General features: G+C 73.8%; 23 protein-coding genes, 1 other RNA gene and 2 pseudogenes. 18 read left to right on the top strand and 8 right to left on the bottom strand.

The features are described from left to right. Window positions 1–171 precede the first annotated feature (171 nt). From ACFC8N_RS00570 to ACFC8N_RS00560, 3 genes are read left to right on the top strand one after another with little or no spacing between them, the layout of a single operon-like run. Entirely contained in the window at window positions 172–1011 is an 840-nt protein-coding gene (locus ACFC8N_RS00570; protein WP_376285059.1) for a Nif3-like dinuclear metal center hexameric protein, read from the top strand. Window positions 1012–1024: 13 nt separating this feature from the next. Beyond that, window positions 1025–1768, top strand: a complete 744-nt coding sequence (locus ACFC8N_RS00565; RefSeq protein WP_356030683.1) for a C4-type zinc ribbon domain-containing protein — start codon at window positions 1025–1027, stop codon at window positions 1766–1768. Between the two features lie 36 nt (window positions 1769–1804). Further along, window positions 1805–3070 (top strand): bifunctional RNase H/acid phosphatase, encoded by a 1266-nt coding sequence (locus ACFC8N_RS00560; protein WP_376285056.1) that lies wholly within the window; start codon window positions 1805–1807, stop codon window positions 3068–3070. Here ACFC8N_RS00560 and eda read toward each other — a convergent pair. Both eda and yaaA read right to left on the bottom strand, forming a co-directional pair. After that, window positions 3042–3722 (bottom strand): bifunctional 4-hydroxy-2-oxoglutarate aldolase/2-dehydro-3-deoxy-phosphogluconate aldolase, encoded by a 681-nt coding sequence (eda, locus tag ACFC8N_RS00555; protein ID WP_356030619.1) that lies wholly within the window; start codon window positions 3720–3722, stop codon window positions 3042–3044. The genes ACFC8N_RS00560 and eda overlap by 29 nt on opposite strands. Before the next feature lie 97 nt (window positions 3723–3819). Next, complete coding sequence (yaaA, locus tag ACFC8N_RS00550) at window positions 3820–4611, bottom strand: peroxide stress protein YaaA (protein ID WP_356030684.1); 792 nt, start codon at window positions 4609–4611, stop codon at window positions 3820–3822. Window positions 4612–4685: 74 nt separating this feature from the next. Here yaaA and ACFC8N_RS00545 point away from each other — a divergent pair, with 74 nt between their 5' ends. After that, on the top strand, window positions 4686–6119 hold the full coding sequence (locus ACFC8N_RS00545) for an RNB domain-containing ribonuclease (RefSeq protein ID WP_356030621.1): 1434 nt from the start codon (window positions 4686–4688) through the stop codon (window positions 6117–6119). A 252-nt stretch (window positions 6120–6371) separates the two neighbouring features. On the opposite strand, the gene ACFC8N_RS00540 is transcribed toward ACFC8N_RS00545, so the two are convergent. Next, window positions 6372–7928: an FAD-dependent monooxygenase gene (locus ACFC8N_RS00540; RefSeq protein WP_376286222.1), complete on the bottom strand. Its 1557-nt coding sequence runs from the start codon at window positions 7926–7928 to the stop codon at window positions 6372–6374. Between the two features lie 53 nt (window positions 7929–7981). Here ACFC8N_RS00540 and ACFC8N_RS00535 point away from each other — a divergent pair, with 53 nt between their 5' ends. From ACFC8N_RS00535 to rnpB, 6 genes and pseudogenes are all read left to right on the top strand, one after another. Further along, window positions 7982–8614, top strand: a complete 633-nt coding sequence (locus ACFC8N_RS00535) for a TetR family transcriptional regulator (RefSeq protein WP_356030624.1) — start codon at window positions 7982–7984, stop codon at window positions 8612–8614. A gap of 137 nt (window positions 8615–8751) precedes the next feature. Further along, window positions 8752–9171 carry a DUF4260 family protein gene (locus ACFC8N_RS00530; RefSeq protein ID WP_356030626.1) on the top strand — a complete coding sequence of 140 codons (420 nt, stop codon included), beginning with the start codon at window positions 8752–8754 and terminating at the stop codon, window positions 9169–9171. Beyond that, on the top strand, window positions 9164–9697 hold the full coding sequence (locus tag ACFC8N_RS00525; RefSeq protein ID WP_376285051.1) for a TetR/AcrR family transcriptional regulator: 534 nt from the start codon (window positions 9164–9166) through the stop codon (window positions 9695–9697). Before ACFC8N_RS00530 ends, ACFC8N_RS00525 begins: the two co-directional genes overlap by 8 nt. A gap of 47 nt (window positions 9698–9744) precedes the next feature. Beyond that, window positions 9745–10566 (top strand): AraC family transcriptional regulator, encoded by an 822-nt coding sequence (locus ACFC8N_RS00520; protein ID WP_362822220.1) that lies wholly within the window; start codon window positions 9745–9747, stop codon window positions 10564–10566. 22 nt (window positions 10567–10588) lie between these two features. Further along, window positions 10589–11368: pseudogene (locus ACFC8N_RS00515) on the top strand (DMT family transporter); the annotation flags it as partial. Window positions 11369–11486: 118 nt separating this feature from the next. Further along, window positions 11487–11907: RNase P RNA component class A (gene rnpB / locus ACFC8N_RS00510), an RNA gene on the top strand. Between the two features lie 59 nt (window positions 11908–11966). Here the strand turns inward: rnpB and ACFC8N_RS00505 are convergent. After that, entirely contained in the window at window positions 11967–12305 is a 339-nt protein-coding gene (locus ACFC8N_RS00505; RefSeq protein WP_356030631.1) for a MazG-like family protein, read from the bottom strand. 47 nt (window positions 12306–12352) lie between these two features. After that, window positions 12353–12898, bottom strand: coding sequence for a DoxX family membrane protein (locus ACFC8N_RS00500; protein ID WP_356030632.1), 546 nt, complete (start codon window positions 12896–12898; stop codon window positions 12353–12355). Between the two features lie 129 nt (window positions 12899–13027). On the opposite strand from ACFC8N_RS00500, the gene ACFC8N_RS00495 reads away from it, so the two are divergent. The 3 genes from ACFC8N_RS00495 to ACFC8N_RS00485 all read left to right on the top strand — a co-directional run bounded on the left by ACFC8N_RS00495 (window position 13028) and on the right by ACFC8N_RS00485 (window position 15803). Continuing rightward, window positions 13028–13354 carry a nuclear transport factor 2 family protein gene (locus ACFC8N_RS00495; protein WP_356030634.1) on the top strand — a complete coding sequence of 109 codons (327 nt, stop codon included), beginning with the start codon at window positions 13028–13030 and terminating at the stop codon, window positions 13352–13354. A 69-nt stretch (window positions 13355–13423) separates the two neighbouring features. Then, the gene (locus tag ACFC8N_RS00490) at window positions 13424–14449 is read left to right on the top strand and encodes an aldo/keto reductase (RefSeq protein ID WP_362822222.1); all 1026 of its coding nucleotides are present in this window, start codon (window positions 13424–13426) and stop codon (window positions 14447–14449) included. A gap of 127 nt (window positions 14450–14576) precedes the next feature. Further along, complete coding sequence (locus ACFC8N_RS00485) at window positions 14577–15803, top strand: D-alanyl-D-alanine carboxypeptidase family protein (RefSeq protein ID WP_376285045.1); 1227 nt, start codon at window positions 14577–14579, stop codon at window positions 15801–15803. Between the two features lie 273 nt (window positions 15804–16076). Here ACFC8N_RS00485 and ACFC8N_RS00480 read toward each other — a convergent pair whose 3' ends face one another. Then, a complete protein-coding gene (locus ACFC8N_RS00480) occupies window positions 16077–16835 on the bottom strand; it encodes an SDR family oxidoreductase (RefSeq protein ID WP_376285042.1) in 759 nt (252 codons plus the stop codon). A gap of 211 nt (window positions 16836–17046) precedes the next feature. Here ACFC8N_RS00480 and ACFC8N_RS00475 point away from each other — a divergent pair, with 211 nt between their 5' ends. From ACFC8N_RS00475 to ACFC8N_RS00455, 5 genes are all read left to right on the top strand, one after another. Next, on the top strand, window positions 17047–18342 hold the full coding sequence (locus tag ACFC8N_RS00475; protein WP_376285039.1) for a multidrug effflux MFS transporter: 1296 nt from the start codon (window positions 17047–17049) through the stop codon (window positions 18340–18342). Then, window positions 18282–19463 carry a serine hydrolase domain-containing protein gene (locus tag ACFC8N_RS00470; RefSeq protein WP_376285036.1) on the top strand — a complete coding sequence of 394 codons (1182 nt, stop codon included), beginning with the start codon at window positions 18282–18284 and terminating at the stop codon, window positions 19461–19463. The genes ACFC8N_RS00475 and ACFC8N_RS00470 overlap by 61 nt, the downstream gene beginning before the upstream one ends. Before the next feature lie 46 nt (window positions 19464–19509). After that, window positions 19510–20505 carry a small ribosomal subunit Rsm22 family protein gene (locus ACFC8N_RS00465; protein ID WP_362822226.1) on the top strand — a complete coding sequence of 332 codons (996 nt, stop codon included), beginning with the start codon at window positions 19510–19512 and terminating at the stop codon, window positions 20503–20505. A gap of 24 nt (window positions 20506–20529) precedes the next feature. Beyond that, window positions 20530–21144 (top strand): TetR/AcrR family transcriptional regulator, encoded by a 615-nt coding sequence (locus ACFC8N_RS00460; protein WP_362822227.1) that lies wholly within the window; start codon window positions 20530–20532, stop codon window positions 21142–21144. 140 nt (window positions 21145–21284) lie between these two features. Then, window positions 21285–22013: a bifunctional DNA primase/polymerase gene (locus tag ACFC8N_RS00455; RefSeq protein WP_376285032.1), complete on the top strand. Its 729-nt coding sequence runs from the start codon at window positions 21285–21287 to the stop codon at window positions 22011–22013. Between the two features lie 27 nt (window positions 22014–22040). On the opposite strand, the gene ACFC8N_RS00450 is transcribed toward ACFC8N_RS00455, so the two are convergent. Both ACFC8N_RS00450 and ACFC8N_RS00445 read right to left on the bottom strand, forming a co-directional pair. Further along, the gene (locus ACFC8N_RS00450) at window positions 22041–23057 is read right to left on the bottom strand and encodes a hypothetical protein (RefSeq protein WP_376285029.1); all 1017 of its coding nucleotides are present in this window, start codon (window positions 23055–23057) and stop codon (window positions 22041–22043) included. Next, window positions 23020–23154, bottom strand: a pseudogene (locus ACFC8N_RS00445) (iron transporter); the annotation flags it as partial. The gene ACFC8N_RS00450 and the pseudogene ACFC8N_RS00445, both read right to left, overlap by 38 nt. Between the last annotated feature and the right edge of the window lie 40 nt (window positions 23155–23194).

Genomic DNA, 23194 nt, shown 5'->3' with positions numbered 1-23194 from the left:
GCGACGAAGCTAGTTTTCGTACGCACACGCGGGGGACGGGCCGCTGGCCACTTCACACATACGGGTGGCGCAGAAGCGATTCAGCTGAGGAAGCCGGGGCGTCTGTGCTGACCGGGACAAGACCGTGCGCATGCGGTACGGCCGGGCCGGACGGCCAGGTAGCCTTTTCCCGTGCCCCGTCTGTCTGAAGTCATCGCCGCGCTGGACAACCTGTGGCCCGCCGAGCGGGCCGAGTCCTGGGACGCGGTCGGCACGGTCGTGGGCGACCCCGGCCAGGAGGTCACCCGCGTCCTGTTCGCCGTCGACCCCGTGCAGGACGTCGTCGACGAGGCGGTGAAACTCGGCGCCGACCTGCTGGTCACCCACCACCCGCTCTACCTGCGCGGTACGACGACGGTGGCGGCGACCCACTTCAAGGGCCGCGTCGTGCACACGCTGATCAAGCACGACATCGCCCTGCACGTCGCCCACACCAACGCGGACACGGCGGACCCGGGCGTCTCCGACGCCCTCGCCGGCGCGCTGGACCTGCGGGTCGTACGCCCCCTCGTCCCGGACCCGGCCGACCCGGCGGGCCGCCGGGGCCTCGGCCGGATCTGCGAACTCGACCACCCCCTCACGGTCCGCGAGCTGGCCGCCCGCGCCGCCGAGCGGCTGCCCGCCACCGCGCAGGGCATCCGGGTGGCCGGCGACCCCGAGGCCGTCGTCCGCACGGTCGCCGTCAGCGGCGGCTCCGGCGACAGCCTCTTCGACCAGGTCCGCGCGGCCGGCGTCGACGCCTTCCTCACCGCCGACCTGCGTCACCACCCCGCCTCCGAGGCGGTGGCCACGAGCCCTCTCGTGCTGCTCGACGCGGCGCACTGGGCCACCGAGTGGCCCTGGTGCGAGCTGGCCGCGAGCCAGCTCGACGAGATCTCCGACCGCCACGGATGGGACCTGCGCGTCCACGTCTCCACGACGGTCACCGACCCCTGGACCGCCCACGCGGCGTCCACCACCCCGAACAGCTAACAGGAGCCCCCAACTGAACGCCGCGCCCGCCGACCAGATCCGTCTCCTCGACGTCCAGGCCCTCGACGTCCGCCTCCAGCAGCTCGCGCACAAGCGGAAGTCGCTGCCCGAGCACGCCGAGATCGACTCGCTGAACAAGGACCTCACGCAACTGCGCGACCTGCTGGTCGCCGCGCAGACCGAGGAGAGCGACACCGCCCGCGAGCAGATCAAGGCCGAGCAGGACGTGGACCAGGTGCGCCAGCGCGCCACCCGCGACCAGCAGCGACTGGACTCCGGCGCGGTCACCTCGCCGAAGGACCTGGAGAACCTGCAGAAGGAGATCGTCTCCCTCGCCAAGCGCCAGGGCGACCTGGAGGACGTGGTCCTGGAGGTCATGGAGCGCCGCGAGTCCGCGCAGGAGCGGGTGGCCGAACTGACCGAGCGGGTCGGGTCGGTCCAGTCGAGGATCGACGACGCGACCGGGCGCCGGGGCGCGGCCTTCGAGGAGATCGACGGCGAGGTCGCGACGGTGACGAAGGAGCGCGAGGTCGTGGCCGCGTCCGTCCCGGCGGACCTCCTCAAGCTCTACGACAAGCTGCGCGAGCAGCAGGGCGGTATCGGCGCGGCCAAGCTGTACGCGCGCACCTGCCAGGGCTGCCGCCAGGAGCTGGCCATCACCGAACTGAACGAGGTCCGCGCGGCCGCGCCGGACACCGTGGTGCGCTGCGAGAACTGCCGCCGCATCCTGGTGCGCACGGCCGAGTCGGGTCTGTAGACCTCTGTAGACCTTCGCAGACAAGGGGCTTGTCGGGTGCGGGAGTTCATCGTCGAGGCCGACGGCGGGTCACGGGGCAACCCGGGGCCGGCCGGCTACGGCGCCGTGGTCAGTGACGCGGCGACGGGGGAGACGCTGGCGGAGGAGGCCGAGTTCCTCGGCGTCGTCACCAACAACGTGGCCGAGTACCGGGGTCTGCTGGCCGGCCTGCGCGCCGCCCACGCCCTCGACCCGACGGCCACGGTCCACGTCCGCATGGACTCCAAGCTCGTCGTCGAGCAGATGTCGGGCCGCTGGAAGATCAAACACCCCGACATGAAGCCCCTGGCGACCCAGGCCCGCTCCGTCTTCCCACCCGACCAGGTCACCTACGAGTGGATCCCCCGGGAGCGGAACAAACACGCGGACCGACTGGCGAACGAGGCGATGGACGCGGGGACGAAGGGAGAGACCTGGTCACCGGCCTCGTCCCGGGCGGCGCTGGCGGAGGTCCGCGCGGCGGGCGGCGGCGAGTCCGCCGCAGCTGCGGGCAGTCGTGCCGCTGGGGCGGCACGGGTGGGCGCAGCGGCACCTCCGAGCGAGCAGCGTCCGGAAGCCCCCGATGAGCACGGCGGGGTCAGTACCCCCGACCAGCAGCGCACCTCCGCCCCCGGCTGGAGCTCCGCCCCCGACCTCGGCGCCCCCGCCACCTTCGTGCTGCTCCGGCACGGTGAAACCCCGCTGACCCCCCAGAAGCGCTTCTCGGGCAGCGGCGGCACCGACCCCTCCCTCTCCGAGGCCGGCCGCGAACAGGCCCGCCGTGCCGCCGAGGCCCTCGCCCGGCGCGGCACCATCCAGGCCGTCGTCGCCTCCCCCCTCGCCCGCACCCGCGAGACCGCCGGCATCGTCGCCGAGCGCCTCGGCCTGGACGTGACGATCGAGGACGGCCTGCGCGAGACGGACTTCGGCGCCTGGGAGGGCCTCACCTTCGGCGAGGTCCGCGAGCGTCACCCGGACGACCTGACCGCCTGGCTCGCCGACCCCGAGGCCCACCCCACGGGCGGCGGCGAGAGCTTCGCCGAGACGGCCACCCGGATCGCCGCCGCCCAGGAGAAGCTGGTCGCGGCCTACGCGGGCCGCACGGTCCTGCTGGTCAGCCATGTGACCCCGATCAAGACGTTCATCCGGCTCGCCCTCGGCGCCCCGCCCGAGTCCCTGTTCCGCATGGAGCTCTCCGCGGCCTCCCTGTCGGCGGTGGCGTACTACGCCGACGGCAACGCCAGCGTCCGGCTCTTCAACGACACGTCCCACCTGCGTCCCTGAGCCCGCCGAGCCCGGCCGCCGCCCGCGCCAGCTCCTCGATCCGCGCCCAGTCCCCGGCGGCCACCGCGTCCGCCGGGACCATCCAACTCCCGCCCACACAGCCGACGTTGGGCAGGGCGAGGTACTCCGGCGCGTTCGCCGGACCGATCCCGCCGGTCGGACAGAACCGGGCCTGCGGCAACGGCCCGGCCAGCGACCGCAGATACGCCGTGCCGCCCGCCGCCTGCGCCGGGAAGAACTTCATGTCCCGCACCCCGCGCTCCAGCAGCGCGACGACCTCCGAGGTGGTCGACACCCCGGGCAGGAACGGCAGCCCCGATCCGCGCATCGCCGCCAGCAGTACGTCCGTCCACCCGGGGCTGACCAGGAACCGCGCCCCCGCCGCCGTACTCGCGCTCACCTGCTCCGGCGTGATCACCGTGCCCGCCCCGACCACGGCGGCGGGCACCTCCGCGGCGATCGCGCGGATCGCGGCCTGCGCCGCCGGCGTCCGCAGGGTCACCTCGATCGCGGGCAGCCCGCCCGCCACCAGCGCCCGCGCCAGCGGCACGGCGTCGGCGACGTCGGAGACGACCACCACGGGGACGACGGGCGCCGGCGCGACGAGATCGTGCACGGAGGCAGGCGAGGGCGAGGGCAGCGGTGAGGTCATGCCCTCATCGTGCCCAGCCGCTGCATTGTGCGCAATGAGCGTTGCGCATGCTGCAATACGAAGCCTGGTGGGCGGTGAACCTGGTGAACCTAGTGGATCAGTGGATCTCCTCCACCAGCACGTCCAGCGCCCACGCCCGGCCCGCCTTCTCCGGCGCCTGCGCCTCCACCTCGTACCCGAGGTCCCGCAACGCCTCCACCAGCTCGGCCGGGTTCTTCGGCGCGGCGCCCTCCGACAGCAGGCTGCGCACGATCCGGCCCTTGGTCGCCTTGTTGAAGTGGCTGACCACCTTCCGGGTCGGTGCGTGCAGCACCCGCACCGTCGCCGTCCGCCCGGCGACCTCGCCCTTCGGCTTCCAGGCCGCCGCGTACGCCGCCGAGCGCAGGTCCAGCACCAGGCCGCTCCCGGCCGCCTCGGGCAGCACGTCCGCCATCGGCGCCCGCCAGTGCGCGCCCAGCGCGCCGAGCCCGGGCAGCTTCACGCCCATCGAGCAGCGGTAGGAGGGGATCCGGTCGGTCACGCGCACGGCGCCCCACAGCCCGGAGAACACCAGCAGCGAGCGCGCCGCGCGCTGCTTCGCCGCCGTGTCCAGCGTGGCCAGGCCGAGGGCGTCGTAGAGGACACCGGTGTAGATCTCCCCGGCCGGGCGGGCGCCCGCCGTCGGCAGGCCGGCGTTCTTCGCGACCTCGCCGCGCAGCCCCTCGCTCAGTCCCAGCACCTCGCGCGCCTTCTCGTTCTGGTCGGGGTCCCCGGCGCACAGCTCGACCAGTTCGCCGAGCACCGCCTCCCGCGCGGCGGTCAGCCCCGGCAGGGACAGCGACTCAAGCTTCAGCGGGGCACCCGCGCCCGAGTTCGCCTTGCCCTCGGACGGCGGCAGCAGGACCAGCACCACGTACTCCTCACCTAGACCTCCGCGACAGCGTACGGCGTGCCGGGCCCCTGCCCGCGACCTACGCTCGCTGTATGCCCCGCCGCAAGATCCGCGTGACCGGTGCCCCCGAGGCCCCGCTCCGGGCCGCGCTCGCCGCGCTGCGCACCGAACTCGGCATCCCGCAGGACTTCCCGCCCCCGGTCCGGGAGGAGGCCGAGCGCGCGGCGAAGGCGCCCGCCGTACCGTCGTACGACGCCACCGACATCCCCTTCTTCACCCTCGACCCGCCCGCCTCCCTGGACCTCGACCAGGCCACCCACCTGTCCCGGCGGGCCGCCGGCTACCGGGTCCGCTACGCCATCGCCGACGTCCCCGCCTTCGTCGCACCCGGCGGCGCGCTGGACGCGGAGGCGCACCGGCGCGTCAACACCCTGTACTTCCCCGACGAGAAGGTGCCGCTGCACCCCGTCGTGCTGAGCGAGGGCGCCGCGAGCCTGCTGCCGGACCGGGTCCGCCCGGCCGTGCTGTGGACGATCGACCTGGACACGGACGGGCGGACCACCGCCGTCGACGTGCGCCGCGCCCTGGTCCGCAGCCGCGTCAAGCTCGACTACGCGCGCGTGCAGCGGCAGATCGACGCCGGGACCGCCGAGGAACCCGTCGCACTGCTCAGGGAGATCGGCGAGGCGCGGGAACGGCTGGAGGTGGAGCGCGGCGGCATCTCCCTCAACGTGCCCGAGCAGGAGATCACCGCGCAGGACCACACCTACGTCCTCGGCTACCGCGCCCCGCTGCCCGCCGACGGCTGGAACGCCCAGCTCTCCCTGCTCACCGGCATGGCCGCCGCCGAGCTGATGCTCGCCCACGGCACCGGCGTACTGCGCACCCTCCCGGCCGCGCCGGACGGTGCCGTCGCCCGGCTGCGCCGTACCGCGACCGCGCTGCACATCGACTGGCCGCACCATGTGTCGTACGCGGCCCTGATCCGCTCCCTCGACCCGAGCGACCCGCGTGACGCGGCCTTCCTCCAGGAGTGCACGACCCTGCTGCGCGGCGCCGGGTACACCGTCTTCACCGGCGGCGACCTGCCCGCGATCACCACACACGCCGCCGTCGCCGCCCCGTACACCCACTGCACGGCCCCGCTGCGCCGCCTCGCCGACCGGTACGCCGCCGAGATCTGCCTCGCCGCCGTCGCGGACCAGACCCCGCCCGACTGGGTGCTCGCCGCGCTCGACACGCTGCCCCGGCGGATGGCCGACGGCGCCCGGATCGCCGGGACGGTCGAGCGGGAGTGCATCGACCTGGTGGAGGCGGCCCTGCTCAAGGACCGGATCGGGGACGTCTTCGAGGCCTGCGTGGTGGACGTCGAGGAGCGCCGACCGACCGTCGGCACCGTGCAGTTGATCTCCCCGGCCGTCATCGGCCGCATCGAGGGCGACCACCTCCCGCTCGGCGAACGCCTGCGGGTACGCCTCGCCCAGGCCGAACCGGGCACCTCGAAGATCCTCTTCACGGCCGTGTGAGCGCCCTGACCAGGCCGCCGGAGTTCGAGCGCGCCCTCGGCCGGGGTGTGCGTCAGACGTGTGTCCCGGCGTACGGCGCCGATCGCGGACAGCGGGATCCGCAGGTCCACGTGCGGCCCGTACCGCACCCGGAGCGCATCCGGCGGATCACCTCGGCCTGGGCGGAGCCCCCGGTGGCCCGGCCCGGCCGACGGAGCTGTTCGGGAGCCGTCGACCGCTGCGCAGCGCACGTGCGGGGTCAGTACGACAAGGTCAAGCGGCATCGGTCCGGGGGCCCAGCCAGTGCTCCAGGGCCTTCGGCAGGTCCTTCGTCCCCGCGTCCTCCGGTTCCGTGTCGGCGGCCCAGGCCACGAACCCGTCCGGACGGACGAACAGCGCCCCGAGGCCGGGCCGGGCCGGGCAGGCCAGCGTGCGGACCTCCAGCCGGTCGCCGTAGCCCTCGGCGTGTGCGCGCACCCCGGGGTCGTCGGCGAGGTCGAGCAGCAGGGCGCGGCCGGTGTGCAGATGGTCGCCGAGCCGGCTGCCGTCGGACAGCTCCAGGTCGGGCGCGCTCGCGCCGGTCAGCGGGTGCCCGCCGGGCAGGTCGTAGCGCTGCCAGACGCCGGAGATCTTCGTGACGAGGTACGTCGTGCCCGTCGTGGTCAGCGCCAGGTCGGTCACCACCCGGCGCAGCGCGCGGGCGTGCCGGTCGGGGCGCATCACCGCGATCTGGGCCCGGGTCCAGTCGAGTACCCAGGCGCCGAGCGGATGCCGTTCGGCGGTGTAGGTGTCCAGCAGGGACTCGGTCGCCTGCCCGCGTACGACGGCGGCCAGCTTCCAGCCCAGGTTCATCGCGTCCCCGAGGCCGAGGTTCAGGCCCTGTCCGCCGAACGGCGAGTGCACGTGCGCCGCGTCCCCCGCGAGCAGCACCCGGCCCTTGCGGTAGTCGGCGGCCTGGCGGGCGTTGTCCGTGAACCGGGTGGCGCTGAGCACCTTGGTGACGGTCACCTCCGGCACCTCTGCCACCCGGCGCAGACTGGCCTGGAGTTCCCCTGCGGTGACGGGGGCCGTGCGGTCGGCCGGGGGGCCGTCGAACTCCACGGTGAGGATCCGCCCGGGGAACGGCCCGTGGACGTACGTCCCGGTGTCGGTCGTGTTCCAGCCCTCGCGCAGCCGCTCGCCGCCGGTCAGCTCCACGATCGCCTGATAGCCGGTGATCTCCGGGTCCGTGCCCGGGAAGTCGAAGCCGGCGGTCTTGCGGACCGTGCTGCGCCCGCCGTCACAGCCGACCAGCCAGCCCGCGCGGATCGTCCCCCGACCGGTGTGTACGACGACCCCGTCCGCGCCCGCGTCGAAGCCGGTCAGCTCCACGCCCCGGCGCACCTCGACCCCGAGCCGCTCGGCCCGCCGGGCCAGGATCCGCTCCAGCTCGGCCTGCGGCACGCCGAGCCCGGAGCCGCCGGCCGGGCCGACCTCGGCCCAGGCGGGGTCGGAGCCGTCGAACAGGGCCTGGTCCATCGGGATCCCGGCGAAGTGCCCGGCGAACTTGGGCGGCATCCTCGACTCGGCGTCCTCGCCCCTGAAGGCGCGTATCCGCCGGAGCGCCGCCTCCCACACCGCCGCCAGCTCGGGCAGCAGCCCGCGCCGGTAGAGGGCGACCGCGCTCGGGATGTTGATCGCGCCCGCCTTGATCGTCTCGTCCACCTCGGTCAGCCGCTCCACGACCAGCACCCGCGCCCCACCGAGGCGCAGCTCGCACGCGAGGAAGAGCCCCACGGGCCCGGCACCCGCCACCACCACGTCGTACACGTCGTCGTCAGTCGTCGTCATCGTCATGGCTTTCACTGTAGTCACTAAAAGTTTTGAGCGGATATAGTTTTCTTATGAACGACGAACGCGCGAGCGATGACGAACTCTCCCTGCGGGAGCGCAAGAAGCGCGAGACGCGGCAGCGCATCTCGGACATCGCCACGGGTCTGTTCGCCGAGCGCGGCTTCGACGCGGTGACGGTCGCCGAGGTGGCGCGGGCGGCGGGCGTGTCCGCGATGACGGTCTTCAACTACTTCCCGCGCAAGGAGGACCTGTTCCTCGACCGCATCCCGCAGGCCGCCGAACTCTTCGCCGGAGCCGTCCGCGACCGCGCCCCGGGCGAGTCGCCGCTCGCCGCCCTGCGCCGCCTCACCCTCCGCCTCCTCGACGAGCGGCACCCGCTGAGCGGGGTGGGGGAGCGCTACCCGCGCTTCTTCCGCATCGTCATCGCATCCCCGGCCCTGCGCTCCCGCGCCCGCGAGGGCGTCGAGGAGGTGGAGCGCGGCCTCGCCGCCGCCCTCACGGAAGCGGGTGCGACGGACCCCCACCTCCTCGCCGCCCTGACCGTCGCCGCCTACCGCACGGTCTTCCTCGCCTCCGTGGACCGCCTGCTGGCCGGCGACCCGGTGGCCGAGACGGCCCGGAGCCACCGGGCGCGCCTCGCGGCCGCGTTCACGGCCCTGGAGCGGACGGGCCTTGACGGCTAATGGTGTTAGCCGTACGGTCGCAGGCGAGGCTAACGACGTTAGCCTCGCCGCTCGGCCCTCGCCGAAAGCACCGAAAGCACCGAGAGCGCCGAGGGCATCGAGGACACCGAGAGAGCCGTACGACACCGGAGGCAGCCATGGCCGCACTGGCCGGTACCACCCGCACGTCCCGCTCCCCGCTCACCGTTCTGCGCCGCACCGCCTGGCTGGCGCTCGCCCTGTTCTGGTCGGCCTTCGCGGTGCTGGAGGGCATGAACCACGGCCGGCTCGCCGGCGCCCTGGCCCTCGTCTTCTTCGTCCTGCCGGACCTGGCCTTCCTGGTGGCCCTCGGCGACGCGCCCCGCATGGCCAAGGGACAACTGCCGCCGCGCGCGGTGCCGTACTACAACACACTGCACCGCGCCCTCGTCCCGCTCGCGCTGCTCGTCGCCTACACGCTCCTGCCGGTCTCCTGGCCGCCCGCCTTCGCGGCCCTGTGCGGCTGGCTCGCCCACATCGCGTACGACCGCGCCTTCGGCTACGGCCTGCGCACCAGGGAGGGCTTCCAGCGTGGCTGACCGACCGGGCACCGCACTCACCCCGAGGGCGCGCGAGATCGTGGCCGCCGCCCGGGAGCTGCTGGAGGAGTCCGGACTCGACCGGCTCACCATGCGCACCCTCGCCGACCGCCTCGGCATCAAGGCCCCGTCCCTCTACAAGCACTTCGCCGACAAACACGCCGTCGAGGTCGAGCTGACCGCGCAGATGCTCGCGGAGTCGGCCGAGGCCCTTGAGGCGGCCGAGGCCCGCGCACCCGGCTCCCTCGAAGCCCTCGCCGGGGCCTACCGCTCCTACGCCCTCGCCCACCCGCACCTGTACTGCCTCGCCACCGAACGCCCCCTGCCCCGCGCCGAACTCCCCGAGGGACTGGAGGACCGCGCGGCGCTGCCGCTCATCCGGGTGTGCGGCGGGGACATCGACCGGGCCCGCGCGCTGTGGGCCTTCGCGCACGGCATGGTCATCCTGGAGATCCACGGCCGCTTTCCCGGCGACGCCGACCTGGAGGCGGCATGGAAACGTGGCCTGAAGGCGTTGCACCCCTGACGGGTTCAGTACGACGTACGGCGTTCCGTACGACAAGGGGGTGTTCCATGGCGGAACAGGCGCTGTGGACACGGGCCCGACTGGGCCACTGCGGGCCCCCGCTCGACCTGCTGACCGCGAACTTCCGCCGCCACACCTACGCCCCGCACGCCCACGAGGAGTACACGATCGGCGTCTGCGTCGGCGGCAACGAGGTCATCGACTACCGGGGCGGCCGCATCCGCACCGGGCCCGGCACGATCGTCGTCCTCGACCCCGGCGAGACGCACACCGGCGGCCCCGCCAACGCCACCGACGGCTACGCCTACCGCGCTCTGTACGCCGAGCCGTCCCTGCTGGCCGACGGCGTCCTCGGCGGCCTGCCGTACTTCCGCGAGCCGCTCCTCCAGGACGCCGAACTCGCCGCCGCGCTCCGCCTCGCCCACACCGAGCTGAGCCGCTGCCCCGACCCGCTGGAGGCCGAGTCCCGCATGCCGTGGCTGCTGACGGCCCTGGCCCGCCGCCACTCCACGGCCCGGCCCTGCCCCGACCTGGTGCCGGGCGCGGCCGCCATCGCCCTGACGGTCCGCGACCGCCTGGCCGACGAGCTGACGGCCCCGCCGACGCTCGCCTCCCTCGCCGCCGACCTGGACCTGTCCCGCTACCAGCTCCTGCGCGCCTTCCGTACGACGATGGGCCTGCCGCCGTACGCCTGGCTCGCCCAGTACCGGGTGAGCAGGGCGCGGGTGCTGCTGGAGAGCGGGCTGCGCCCGGCCGAGGTGGCGGGCCTGGTGGGCTTCGCCGACCAGGCGCACCTGACCCGCTGGTTCCGCCGGGTGCTCGGGGTGACCCCGGCGGCCTACCGCAACAGCGTTCAAGACACGCACTGACCGCGCGGCCGAAACTCACCGCATGACTGCACGCGGCTGGTTCCTCTTCTCCCTCATGGGAGTGATCTGGGGCATCCCCTATCTGCTGATCAAGGTGGCGGTGGCCGAGGTGTCCCCGCCGACGCTGGTCTTCACGCGCTGCGCCCTCGGCGCACTCCTGCTGCTCCCCTTCGCCCTGCGCCAGGGCGGCCTGCCCGCGACGATCCGGGCCCACTGGCGCCCCATGCTGGCCTTCGCGGTCCTGGAGATCGTCGTCCCCTGGTTCACCCTCACCGACGCGGAGCGGCACCTGTCCAGCTCCACGTCCGGCCTGCTGATCGCGGGCGTGCCGATCGTCGGGGTCGTGGTGGCCCGTCTGTTCGGCGACACGGAACGGCTGGGCGCCCGGCGCATCACCGGCCTCGCCCTCGGCCTGGCGGGCGTGACGGTCCTGGTGCTGCCCCACCTGACCGGCGGCGACACGCGCTCCCTGGCCGAGGTGCTGGTGACGGTCATCGGCTACGCGACCGCCCCGGCGATAGCGGCCCGCCGTCTGAAGGACGTGCCCTCCCTGCACCTCACCGCGGCCTGCCTGACCCTGGCGGCCGTGATCTACGCCCCGGTGGCGGCCGCGAACCTCCCCTCCTCCGTCCCCTCCGCCTCCGTCCTGGCCGCGCTGGCCGGCCTCGGCGTGATCTGCACGGCGGTGGCCTTCGTCGCCTTCCTGGAGCTGATCAAGGAGGCGGGCCCGGCCCGGGCGACGGTCATCACGTACGTCAACCCGGCGGTCGCGGTCGCCGCCGGCGCCGTCTTCCTGAGCGAGCCCCTGACCTCCACGGTCCTGGTGGCCTTCGCCCTGATCCTCGCGGGCTCGGTCCTGGCGACGGCGGCCACCGGTCCTCGCCGCCCCCGGCTCCCGGTACCATGGTCGACACGGCAGACGAGCCGGGCGGGCGGCCGCGTGGAGTCCCCCTAGGGGGCTTCCCGAGGAACGTCCGGGCTCCACAGGGCAGGGTGGTGGCTAACGGCCACCCGGGGTGACCCGCGGGACAGTGCCACAGAAAGCAGACCGCCGGGGCTGTGCTCTTTTACAGAGTGCGGTCCTCGGTAAGGGTGAAACGGTGGTGTAAGAGACCACCAGTGCCCAGGGTGACCTGGGCAGCTAGGTAAACCCCACCCGGAGCAAGGTCAAAAGGAGCGCCGTGAAACGCGCTCTGCGCGGACGTTCGAGGGCTGCCCGCCCGAGTCCGCGGGTAGACCGCACGAGGCCGGCGGCAACGCCGGCCCTAGATGGATGGCCGTCGCCCCGGCACCCGCGAGGGTCCCGGGGAACAGAACCCGGCGTACAGCCCGACTCGTCTGCCCGCTTCCGCTCTCCCTACGGCCGGCCCGTCACGGCCCGTCACGCGCCTCGTCCCGGTTCACACCGGCGGCCTCGTCCCCCGCTCCCGCACCCTCTCCACATGCCGCTCGAACACCTCGCGTGCCTCCGGTGTCAGCGTGCGCAGGGCGACGAGGGCTGTGATGGCCACGTCGCACAGTTCCGCCTGGACGTCGTCCCAGTCGTGGGTGACGCCCTTGCGGGGGTTCTGGCCGGTCGCCCCGATCACCGCCTCCGCGACCTCACCGACCTCCTCCGACAGCTTGAGGATGCGCAGCAGGAGGCCCTCCTGGCCGGTGTGGGTCCGAGTGGACTCCAGGCGGGACCAGAGGTCGTCGACGGCCGGCCAGAGAGGGGCGGCGGGGTCCTGATCGGTCATGCCGCCCAGCGTCCCACGCCGTACCGCCGGCCACGCCGGCAGTCGGGCTATTCCTCGAACAACGCCTCCTGCTCGCCCTCCTCCTTGAACCGCACCCGGCAGTTCCGGGCACCCACCACCACGGCCGTGGCCGCCGCCGTGACGCCGAGGGCCACCGGGACCATCCAGCCGCGGTCGAAGACGTGGCCGAGGGCGTGGTCGAGGGAGAGCCGGCCGGGGCCGGTCACCGAGAGGCCGGCCGCCGCGAGGCCCAGGGTCGCCGCGTACTCGTAGCCGCCCGCCTGGGCGAAGAAGCCGTTGGGCAGGTGGACCGCCGCCGCCCCTGCCATCGCGCCGGCCGCCGCCGCGCCCGCGGCCGGGGTCGCGAGGCCCAGGGCGAGGAGGGTGCCGCCGCCCGCCTCCGCGAGGCCCGCCGCCGTCGCGCTCGCCTTGCCCGGCCGGTAGCCGACGGACTCCATGAACTGGCCGGTGCCCTCCAGACCGTGCCCGCCGAACCAGCCGAACAGCTTCTGCGCGCCGTGCGCGGCCAGCACCCCGCCGGTGCCCAGCCGGAGCAGCAGCAGGCCCAGATCACGTCGGTCGAAACAGCTCACGGCGACTCCCAGCAGACGGGCGGACAGGAGAAGGACCCCGCTTCCCACCGTCGCAGGCCTCACCCTCACGGGCGCGTCGGGGAGGGCGTTCGGGTGGCGGGGCCGGGGGAGCGGTGTGAGCCTGGCGCCATGACGATCAAACCAGCCAATCTCAGCGACCCGGCCGTCCGGGCCTTCGTCACCGCCGTCAACTCCCATGACCGGGAGGGCCTGCTGCACCTCCTCGCGCCCGGCGCGACCATGGCCGACGACGGCCGCGACCGGGAACTCGACCAGTGGATCGAGGACGAGATCTTCTCCTCCAACGGCCACATGGAGGTCGAGAAGGAGTCCGACGGCGGCCGGGCGCTGCGTGCCCGCTACCGCAACGACACCTACGGCGAGATGAGCACCCAGTGGCGCTTCACCGTCGACGACGAGGGACAGATCTCCCGGTTCGAGACCGGGCAGGCGTGAAGGACGTCCCGGGAATCGTCGTTCCAGGGCTTGTCCTCGTGTGCGCTCCAACTCCTAGCGTCCACAGGCATGACACAAGAGACCAGGAGGACCCTGGGGCGATGGGGGTCCCCCCGCTCGAGCGAAGCCGAGAGTGGGGGAGGGATCGGGGTCAGCGCGCTCGGTTTCGGGTGCTGGGCCATCGGCGGTGAGTGGCAGGCCGTGGACGGGCAGCCGCTCGGGTGGGGCACGGTGGACGACGAGGAGTCCGTACGGGCGGTCCACCGCGCCCTCGACCTCGGCGTCACCTTCTTCGACACCGCCGACTGCTACGGCACCGGGCACAGCGAGCGCATCCTCGGCCGGGCGCTGGGCAAGCGGCGGGACGACGTGGTCGTCGCCACCAAGTGGGGCAACCTCTTCGACGAGCGCACGCGCACCGCCGACGGCCAGGACGACACCCCGGCCCACGCCCGCCGCGCCCTGACCGACTCGCTGCGCCGGCTCGGCACGGACCACATCGACCTCTACCAGCTCCATCTCTCCGACGCCGACCCGGAGCGGGCGGCCGGACTCCGGGAGGCCTGCGAGGAGTTCGTGCGGGAGGGAACCGTGCGTGCCTACGCGTGGAGCACCGACGACCCCGACCGCGCCGCCGTCTTCGCCGAGGGGGAGCACTGCGCGGCCGTACAGCACGCGCTCAACGTGCTGCAGGACGCCCCCGACATGCTGGCGCGGTGCGAGCAGTGGGGGCTCGCGAGCATCAACAGGAGCCCGCTGGCCATGGGGTTGCTGGCCGGGAGGGGGCGGGGGCGGCCGGCGGCCGGGGACATCCGGAGCAGGCCGCCGGCGTGGCTGCCCGGATACGACGCGGACGGGTCCGGCGCCGACGTGGAGTGGCTGGCCCGGATCGACGCCGTGCGGGACGTCCTCACGAGCGACGGCCGCACCCTCGCCCAGGGCGCCCTCGCCTGGCTGTGGGCGCGCAGCCCGCGCACCATCCCGATCCCCGGGTTCCGCACGGTCGCGCAGGCCGAGGAGAACGCCGGGGCCATGGCGAAGGGGCCGCTCACCGCAGGGCAGTTCACCGAGATCGAGCGGCTGCTCGGGCGATGAGCGGATCTGCAGCCGTAAGGGCCGGGAAACGTGAGTAACTCATCGTATTTTCATGACGCGGCAAATTCCGCGCCGTCCAGCACCCCGGTTCAGGAAGTCGCCGCTGGTCGCGGTGTACGGTCCCGGAGTGCGTGAATGTTCCCGGATCAGCCGGCGTGCCGTCCTCGGTCTGACTGCCGCCGCCCTTCCCCTGTCCACGGCTGCAGCCCTTCCCCTGGCCACGGCCGCCGCAGCCGCGCCCGCCGTCGTCGGGGGCGAGCAACTGGCCCGCGGCGGCGTCCAGGTGCGCGGCGCCACCGGCCTTCCCGCGAAGATCACCGCCCGCTCCTGGCTGATCGCCGACTGCGACAGCGGCGAGGTGCTCGCCTCGTTCAACGCGCACCGGCGGCTCCCGCCCGCGTCCACGCTGAAGATGCTGTTCGCCGACACCGTGCTGCAGAAGTTCGACCGCACCCAGCGGTACACGGTCAAGGACTCCGACCTCGCCGACATCCCGGTCGGCTCCAGCCTGGTCGGCATCAAGGCCGGCATCACCTACACCGTCGAGCAGCTGTGGCAGGGCGTGTTCCTGCGCTCCGGCAACGACGCCGTGCACGTGCTGTCCCACATGAACGGCGGCATCGGCACGACGGTCGCCGAGATGCAGGCCAAGGCCACGGACCTGCAAGCCCTGGACACGCACGTGGTCAGTCCCGACGGCTTCGACCACCCGGGCCAGATCTCCTCGGCGTACGACCTCACGCTCTTCGCCCGCCACGGGCTGAAGAACACCGACTTCCGCGGCTACTGCGGCACCCGCGTCGCGAACTTCCCGGCGGGCGGCAAGAAGACCTTCCAGATCCAGAACACCGACCGCCTGCTGACCGGGGCGATGGGCCTGAGGACGTACGACGGCCTGATCGGTGTCAAGAACGGCTACACCAGCAACGCCGGCAACACCTTCACCGGCGCCGCCACCCGGGGCGGACGGACCCTGCTGGTGACGGTCATGCACCCCGCCGAGGGCAGCAACGCCGTCTACGAACAGACCGCCGCGCTGCTCGACTGGGGCTTCGGGGGCGGGCGTTCGGCCCAGGCGGTGGGCACGTTGGTCGAGCCGCTCAGCGAGGGCGGCGCGAAGGCGAGCCCGGCGCCGGGGGCCAAGGGGGCGCAGCCGGCGGGCGGCGGCGCATCGGCGTCGTCCGGCGGCCCGTCCGCCGGCCGCCTGGTGGAGGGTGCCGCGGGTACGGCACTGCTGCTGGCGGCGGGCGCCTGGGTGGTGAAGCGGCGGCGCAGGGCGGTCGCGGCGGCCGAGGCGGCCGCGCCGCCGGAACCCCAGCCGGCGGATCCGGGCGGCGGCCGCCACCGGCGCTGAACCGGCTGCCCCCGAACCGCTCGGACCCTTCGAACCGCTGAACAGCGCGGCGGCCGTTCCACCGACCGGTGCGCACCCCGCGTCCCCGCGAGGTCCACCCCCAACTCCGGTCCGGTGGAACGGCCGCCGCCTTCCCCCCCTCGGTATGGCTTGCGGAATCCACGCGCTCCAACTGTGAAGCTCTCGTGGAGGAAAGTTGAGCATATGCGCTCGACCGGCCGCAATACCGCGGATGTTCGAACTCCGTTTGTGGTAAAGGGGGCCGGTGCGGTCTCAGCCCCGTCCGACGTACGGCATCGCCGTCGCCAGCACCGTCGCGAACTGCACGTTCGCCTCCAGCGGCAGCTCGGCCATGTGCCGCACCGTGCGCGCCACGTCGGCCACGTCCATCACCGGCTCCGGCACCGTCTCGCCGTTCGCCTGCAGCGCGCCGACCCGCATCCGGGCCGTCATGTCGGTCGCCGCGTTGCCGATGTCGATCTGCCCGACCGCGATCCGGTACGGCCGCCCGTCCAGCGACAGCGACTTGGTCAGCCCGGTCAGCGCGTGCTTGGTCGCCGTGTAGGCCACCGAGTGCGGGCGGGGCGTGTGCGCGGAGATCGAGCCGTTGTTGATGATCCGGCCGCCCTGCGGGTCCTGCTCCTTCATCCGCCGGTACGCCGCCTGCGCGCACAGGAACGCCCCGGTGAGGTTGGTGTCCACGACGTGCCGCCAGGCGTCGTGGGGGAGTTCCTCGACCGGGACCCCGCCGGGCCCGAAGGTCCCCGCGTTGTTGAACAGCAGGTCCACCCGCCCGAACCGCGCCACGGTCGCCGCGAACAGCGCGTCCACGTCCTCGGGCCGGGAGACGTCGGTGCGCACGGCGAGCGCGCCGCCCTGCGGGACCAGCGCCGCCGTCTCCTCCAGCGTCCCGGTGCGCCGGCCGGCCAGCGCCACCGACCAGCCGGCCCGCAGCAGCTCCACCGCGACGGCCCGCCCGATACCGGAACCGGCGCCGGTCACCACCGCGATCTTCGATTGCCTGTCAGTCATGGCTCCGCAGCGTAGGCGGGAAGTCCGCCATGCGGAACGCCATGTCCGCCATACGGCTATCCGGCGCCGGTGCGGTGTCCGTATCGCCAGGACCCCCGGGCCCACCCTCCGTTCCGTCGGCCCGGCCGGCTCCGCCCTCGCTCATGTGTGCCCCGGCAGTGTGTGCGAGCTGAGAGCATGGGTGCCGGTTGTCTCGCAGAGGGAGGGAAACATGCGCGAGCGCACGGCACCGGCCGCATCGCGGACCGGGCACCCGGCACCGCTTTCGGCCGCCGCCCGCCGCACCGGCCTGCTCGTCACCTTCATCCTGGGCGGCCTCACCGCGACACCCCCGCTGGCGATGGACATGTACCTGCCCTCGCTGCCCGAGGTCACCACGTCCCTGCACGCCCCCGCCGCCACCGTCCAGCTCACGCTCACCGCGTGCCTGGCCGGCATGGCGCTCGGGCAGCTGGTCGTCGGCCCGATGAGCGACCGCTGGGGACGCCGCCGGCCGCTGCTCACCGGCCTCGCCGTCTACGTCCTCGCGACCGCCCTGTGCGGGTTCGCACCGAACGTCGAGACGCTGGTCGCCTTCCGCCTCGCCCAGGGCCTCGCGGGCGCCGCCGGGATCGTCATCGCCCGGGCCGTCGTACGCGACCTGTACGACGGCGTCGCCATGGCCCGGTTCTTCTCCACCCTGATGCTCATCTCCGGGGTCGCCCCGATCGTGGCCCCGCTGATCGGCGGGCAGATCCTCCGGGTGACCGACTGGCGGGGCGTGTTCGTCCTGCTCACCGTCGTGGGCACACTGCTCGCCGCGCTCGTCTGGCTGCGGCTGCCCGAGACGCTCCCGCCCGAGGAACGGCACGACGGGGGAGCGGCAGAAGCCCTGCGCGCCATGCGGGCACTCCTCACCGACCTGCCCTTCACCGGCTACATGCTGGCCGGCGGCTTCGCCTTCGCCGCGCTGTTCGCCTACATCTCCGCGTCCCCCTACGTCGTCCAGGAGATCTACGGCGCCTCCCCGCAGACCTTCAGCCTGCTGTTCGGCCTCAACTCGGTGGGTCTGGTGGCCGCCGGACAGCTCAACGGCAAGGTGCTGGTCGGCCGGGTCGCCCTGGAGAAGGTGCTGGGCGCGGGCCTCGCGGTGATCATTCTCGCCGCGACGGCGCTGCTGCTGATGGCGACGGGCGCCTTCAGCGACGTCGGCCTCGCCCCGATCGCCACGGCCCTCTTCGTCCTGATGTCGGCGATGGGCGTCACGCTCCCCAACGCCCAGTCCCTCGCCCTGCTGCGCACCCGGCACGCCGCCGGCTCCGCCTCCGCGCTGCTCGGCACCACCTCCTTCCTCGTCGGCGCGGTCGCCTCCCCCCTCGTCGGCGTCGCCGGAGAACGCACCGCCGTACCCATGGCGCTCGTCCAACTGGCCGGAGCACTGGTCGCGGCGGCCTGCTTCGTGGGAATGTGCCGTCCCTGGGACACACGGGGGAACACCCGTACGGGGTCGGAGGGAGACGAGCACTGAGCGCACCGAGACTGCGCGTCGACACGCCGGAACGGGCCGGGCTCGACCCGGCCGCCGTCGAGCACCTGATCGGCGAGCTGCACGCCCTCACCCACGGGGACCGCCCCTGGGCGCCCGGCGCCGTCGCCCTCGCCGGCCGCGGACCCGTGATCGCCGTCGCCGCGGCCGCGGGCTGGGCGGTGCGGTACGCCGGCCACGACGCCGAGACCGACACCGGCATCGAACTGCCGCCCGAGGCCCGGGTCCCGGCGACCGTCGACACGCCCTTCGATCTGGCCTCCCTCACCAAGCTGTTCACCTCGGTGGCGGCCGTGCAGCAGATCGAGCGCGGCACCCTCGGCATGGACGCCCGCGTCGGCGACTACCTGCCCGACTTCCACGCCGCGGCCGCCCACGGCATCACCGTCCGCCAACTCCTCACGCACACCTCGGGGCTGCGCCCCGAACTCCCGCTGTACGACTGCCCGGACGACACCGCCCGCCGCTCGCTGCTGCGGGCCGAGGCCCCGACGGGCGAGCCGGGCACCTACCTCTACTCGGACCTGAACATGCTCCTGCTCCAGTCCGTGCTGGAGCGCATCACCGGCCGCACCCTGAACGTCCTGATCGAGGACGGCATCACGCGCCCGCTCGGCATGACGGCGACCCGCTTCGGCCCCTGCCCCGGCGCGGCGGCCACCGAGGACCAGCGGCGGCCGTGGGCCAAGGCGGAGCGGGGGATGCTGCGGGGCCTGGTCCACGACGAGAACGCCTGGGCGCTCGGCGGCGTCGCCGGCCACGCGGGCCTCTTCTCGACCGCCCCCGACCTGGCGGTCTTCTGCCGCACCCTGCTCGCCGGCGGCTCCTACGGCCCCGCCCGCATCCTCGGCCCCGACTTCGTCGAACTGCTGCTGACCCCGCCCGGACTGGGCTTCGCCGTCGACCAGTCCTGGTTCATGGGCGAACTGGCGGGCGCCGGAGCGGCGGGCCACACGGGTTTCACCGGTACGTCGCTGGTCCTGGACCCGGCGACGGACACGTTCCTGGTGCTCCTGGCGAACACGGTCCACCCGAGGCGCCGGCCACCGGACAGCGGGCCCCGGGCCGCGCTGGCGACACGGCTGGCGAGCGCGGTCATCTGAGCACCGCCGTAGGTTCCGCGGTCGGCCGGCGCCGTAGAATCGCCGGGTGAACGCCCCCGTACCACCGGCCGAAGCCCTGCGCCGAAGCCTCGCCGAACTGCTCGACGGACTCCCGCCCCGGCAGGCCGCCGCGGCCGTCGACCGGCTCATCGCCAACTACCGGGGCGACACCCCCACCTCCGCCCCGATCCTGCGCGACCGCGCCGACGTCGCCGCCTACGCCGCCTACCGGATGCCCGCCACCTTCGAGGCCGTCCGCTCCGCGCTGGCGGCGTTCGCCGACGCCGCCCCCGACTGGACGCCCGGCAGCCATGTCGACGTCGGCGGCGGCACCGGCGCCGCGACCTGGGCCGTCACCGCGACCTGGCCCGGCGAGCGCGCCGTCACCGTGCTGGACTGGGCCGAGCCCGCCCTCGCCCTCGGTCGCGAGCTCGCCGCCGCCAACCCGGCCCTGCGGGGCGCCCGTTGGCGGCGCGCCCGGATCGGCGCGGACCTCGCCCTGGACGACACCGACCTCGTCACGGTGTCGTACGTCCTCAACGAACTCGCCGAGCCCGACCGCGCCGCCCTCGTCGACGCCGCTGCCGCCGCCGCGCAGGCCGTGGTGATCGTGGAGGCCGGCACCCCGGCCGGCTACGCCCGCGTCATCGAGGCCCGCGACCGCCTGATCCGGGCCGGGCTGCGCGTCGTCGCCCCCTGCCCGCACAGCGCCGCCTGCCCCATCGAGCCCGGCCGGGACTGGTGCCACTTCTCCGCCCGGGTGAGCCGCTCCTCCCTGCACCGCCAGGTCAAGGGCGGCACCCTGCCGTACGAGGACGAGAAGTTCTCCTACGTCGCCGCGAGCCGCCTGCCCGCGCAGCCGGCCCCCGCCCGGATCGTCCGGCGCCCCCAGATCCGCAAGGGGCAGGTGCTGCTCGATCTCTGCGAGGCCGAGGGGAGGCTGGACCGTACGACGGTGACCAAGCGGCACGGTGACCTGTACAAGGCGGCGCGGGACGCGGAGTGGGGGGACCCCTGGCCGCCCGCGGATCCGGACGAGTGAGGGGCGCTTGTTAGCGTCGGTCCCATGGCCAAGAACCCCGCCCCCGACGCCAGCCGTCGCAGCGAGAAGTCCCGTCGGGCGATCTACGCCGCCGCCCTCGCCCTGGTCGGCGACGTCGGGTACCCGAAGACCACCGTCGAGGGGATCGCCGCCCGGGCCGGGGTCGGCAAGCAGACGATCTACCGCTGGTGGCCGTCCAAGGCCGCCGTGCTGCTGGAGGCGTTCCTCGACCTCTCGATGCAGGCGGCACAGGAAGCGGGGCAGGCGCCGTACGTCATCCCGGACACCGGCGACCTCGCCGCCGACCTCAAGACCGTGCTGCGGATCACGGTGGACCAGATGGCCGACCCGCGCTTCGAGGTGCCCGCCCGGGCGCTGGCCGCCGAGGGCCTGGTGAACGAGCCGCTGGGCCGCGAGTTCGTCGCCAAGCTGCTCGAACCCCAGCTCCAGCTGTACGTCGACCGGCTGCGGGCCGCGCAGGCCACCGGGGCGGTACGGGCCGACGTCGATCCCCGTATCGCCCTGGAGCTGTTCGTCTCGCCCCTGGCCCAGCGCTGGCTCCAGCACACCGGCCCGATCACCCACGCCTACACGGACACCCTCGTCGACTACGCCCTGTACGGCCTGAGTCCCCGCTGATCCGTGTGAGGCGCGTCTCGTCCGGTTCCTCCGGATCCGCCCCGCGGCCCCCCGAAGCGGAGGAGGATGGGACGATAAGGCATGCTGTCCGCACACCAGCGAGGCACACCAGCGAGGCGATCTGCGAGGCGAGGGGATAGATGAGCGCGACGTTCGGCGGCCGGTCCGGCCGGCAGGGCAGGCTCTCCCAGTGGTTGCGCGGACGCCGGCCGAAGGAGACCGCCGACGACGGCGGCCGTGAGGCCCTGCTGCTCGCCGCTGCCAGAGCGGGCCTGCCGCTCGCCCCCGCCGCGCACCCCGCCCCCGGCTACCGCTGTTCCTGCGACCGCGTCGGCTGTCCCACCCCGGCCCGGCACCCGGTGTCGTTCGCCTGGCAGACGCAGTCCACCACCGACCGCGCCCAGATCGAGCGCTGGGTCCGCCACCAGCCGCAGGCCAACTTCATCACCGCCACCGGCATGACCCACGACGTCCTGGACGTACCCCTGCGGGCCGGCCGGGAGGCGCTGGAGCGGCTGCTCGGATCCGGCGTCGAGGTCGGCCCGGTCGCCGAGAGCGACGACGGCCGCATGCTGTTCTTCACGCTCACCCGCGGCACCCCCGAGGACGAGGACGAGTGGTGGCCGTGCGAGCTGGACTGCCACCCCGAGACCATGGACGAGCACCCCGGCCTGCGCTGGCACTGCCGGGGGTCGTACGTGCTCGTGCCGCCCGCCCGGCTGCCCGGCGACGACCAGCGGGTGCACTGGACACGCGGCCCGGAGCACCCGCTCCCGGACCCGCTCAGCCTGCTGGAGACCCTCACCGACGCCTGCGCCCGGTACGCGGGCGCCGAGCACCAGGCCACCGTCTGGCCGCTGCGGCACTGAGCCGCTCGGCCACCGGTCCTCCGGTCGCTATCCGCCCTGCGCCGACGTCAGCCCCGGCACCCGTCCCAGCAGGGACACCGCGCCGCTGCCCGCCGGGTCCAGGGCGACCTCGTTGGACATGAACTCCAGCGTCAGGGACTGGTTCACCTCGCCCTGGGTCAGCGCCTGCACGTCCTTGTTGTCGGGCGGCATCGTGGTGCCCGCGGCGGCCGTCCGCTTCTCGTAGTGGCGCGAGGAGAAGAACACCAGCGCCCCGCCGTCCGCCGTGCGCAGCGCCAGCGGCTGGTAGTCGCCGCTCGTGAGCGGCTTGTCGATGAACTGCGTGACCAGACCCGGCTTGCGGGCCCGCTGGGCGCGGTTCGCCCGCTCGACGCTCGTGTACGCGCCGTCGGCGAAGGTCTTCCCGCCCTTCTGGAGGTACGCCGCGAAGTCCGCGCTCAACGCGCCGGGCGCGACGGCGAGTTGGGCCGAGCCGGCCGGTACGGCCTCGGCCCAGCCGTCCTTGTCCGTCGTGAACCGCGGTACGGCGCCCGGTGCGACCAGTGTCAGGTACGCCACCTGCCAGCGCTCGTTCAGACCGCTGCGGGTGAACACCAGCAGCCAGCGCGCGTCGCCCGCCTTGTTGCCCCGGGCGTCGGCGAGGAACCAGCGCGGCCAGCCCGCCTTCTCGGGAATGGTGATCTTCACGTCCGACAGCTTCAGCGGCACGTGGTCCGCGTTGCCCGAGGGGCTGTTGACGTGCCCGGCCTTCAGCCGCGCGGCGTCGATGTCGCCGAACGGGCCGGTGACGTAGGGCGCGTCCAGGGAGCTGTCGTAGGCCTTGTCGGCCTTGTTGTACGCGGTCGTGAACGCGGCGACCGCCTTGGCGGCCTCGGCGCGGGTGGCGGCGGGCAGCACCTCGCGCTCCCCGTGCACCACCACGCACCCGCTCGCCGTCAGTGACAGTGCGGTCAGCGAGGCCGCCGTGAGTGCGCCCCGGCGCACCGCCGCGCGTGCGTCGCCGGCACGCCTGCGGAGCCTGCGCGGGCTGCGATCCCTGCTCATCGGGTCCCTTCACCTTCCCCTTCCCGGAGGCGAACCCTACCGGGGCGAGGAACACCGTGAGTGCCGGGACCGGGTACAGCGGCCACACCGTGACCTGGCCGAGCCGCGTCACGACCCCGTGGGCCGCGATGTTTCAA

The sequence above is a fragment of the Streptomyces sp. NPDC055966 genome, assembly GCF_042269865.1.
Lineage (GTDB): Bacteria > Actinomycetota > Actinomycetes > Streptomycetales > Streptomycetaceae > Streptomyces.
Note: the sequence above shows the minus strand (reverse complement) of the source record. Positions and strands in the feature narration are given on the sequence as shown.

Bases quoted from the DNA above. Each gene is read 5' to 3' on its own strand.
- ACFC8N_RS00540 (WP_376286222.1), bottom strand. From the start codon at position 7,928: ATGACGACGACTGACGACGACGTGTACGACGTGGTGGTGGCGGGTGCC.
- ACFC8N_RS00450 (WP_376285029.1), bottom strand. From the start codon at position 23,057: ATGAGCAGGGATCGCAGCCCGCGCAGGCTCCGCAGGCGTGCCGGCGAC.
- ACFC8N_RS00455 (WP_376285032.1), top strand. From the start codon at position 21,285: ATGAGCGCGACGTTCGGCGGCCGGTCCGGCCGGCAGGGCAGGCTCTCC.
- ACFC8N_RS00495 (WP_356030634.1), top strand. From the start codon at position 13,028: ATGACGATCAAACCAGCCAATCTCAGCGACCCGGCCGTCCGGGCCTTC.
- ACFC8N_RS00530 (WP_356030626.1), top strand. From the start codon at position 8,752: ATGGCCGCACTGGCCGGTACCACCCGCACGTCCCGCTCCCCGCTCACC.
- ACFC8N_RS00545 (WP_356030621.1), top strand. From the start codon at position 4,686: ATGCCCCGCCGCAAGATCCGCGTGACCGGTGCCCCCGAGGCCCCGCTC.
- ACFC8N_RS00475 (WP_376285039.1), top strand. From the start codon at position 17,047: ATGCGCGAGCGCACGGCACCGGCCGCATCGCGGACCGGGCACCCGGCA.
- ACFC8N_RS00520 (WP_362822220.1), top strand. From the start codon at position 9,745: ATGGCGGAACAGGCGCTGTGGACACGGGCCCGACTGGGCCACTGCGGG.
- ACFC8N_RS00490 (WP_362822222.1), top strand. From the start codon at position 13,424: ATGACACAAGAGACCAGGAGGACCCTGGGGCGATGGGGGTCCCCCCGC.
- ACFC8N_RS00480 (WP_376285042.1), bottom strand. From the start codon at position 16,835: ATGACTGACAGGCAATCGAAGATCGCGGTGGTGACCGGCGCCGGTTCC.
- ACFC8N_RS00505 (WP_356030631.1), bottom strand. From the start codon at position 12,305: ATGACCGATCAGGACCCCGCCGCCCCTCTCTGGCCGGCCGTCGACGAC.
- ACFC8N_RS00460 (WP_362822227.1), top strand. From the start codon at position 20,530: ATGGCCAAGAACCCCGCCCCCGACGCCAGCCGTCGCAGCGAGAAGTCC.
- ACFC8N_RS00535 (WP_356030624.1), top strand. From the start codon at position 7,982: ATGAACGACGAACGCGCGAGCGATGACGAACTCTCCCTGCGGGAGCGC.
- eda (WP_356030619.1), bottom strand. From the start codon at position 3,722: ATGACCTCACCGCTGCCCTCGCCCTCGCCTGCCTCCGTGCACGATCTC.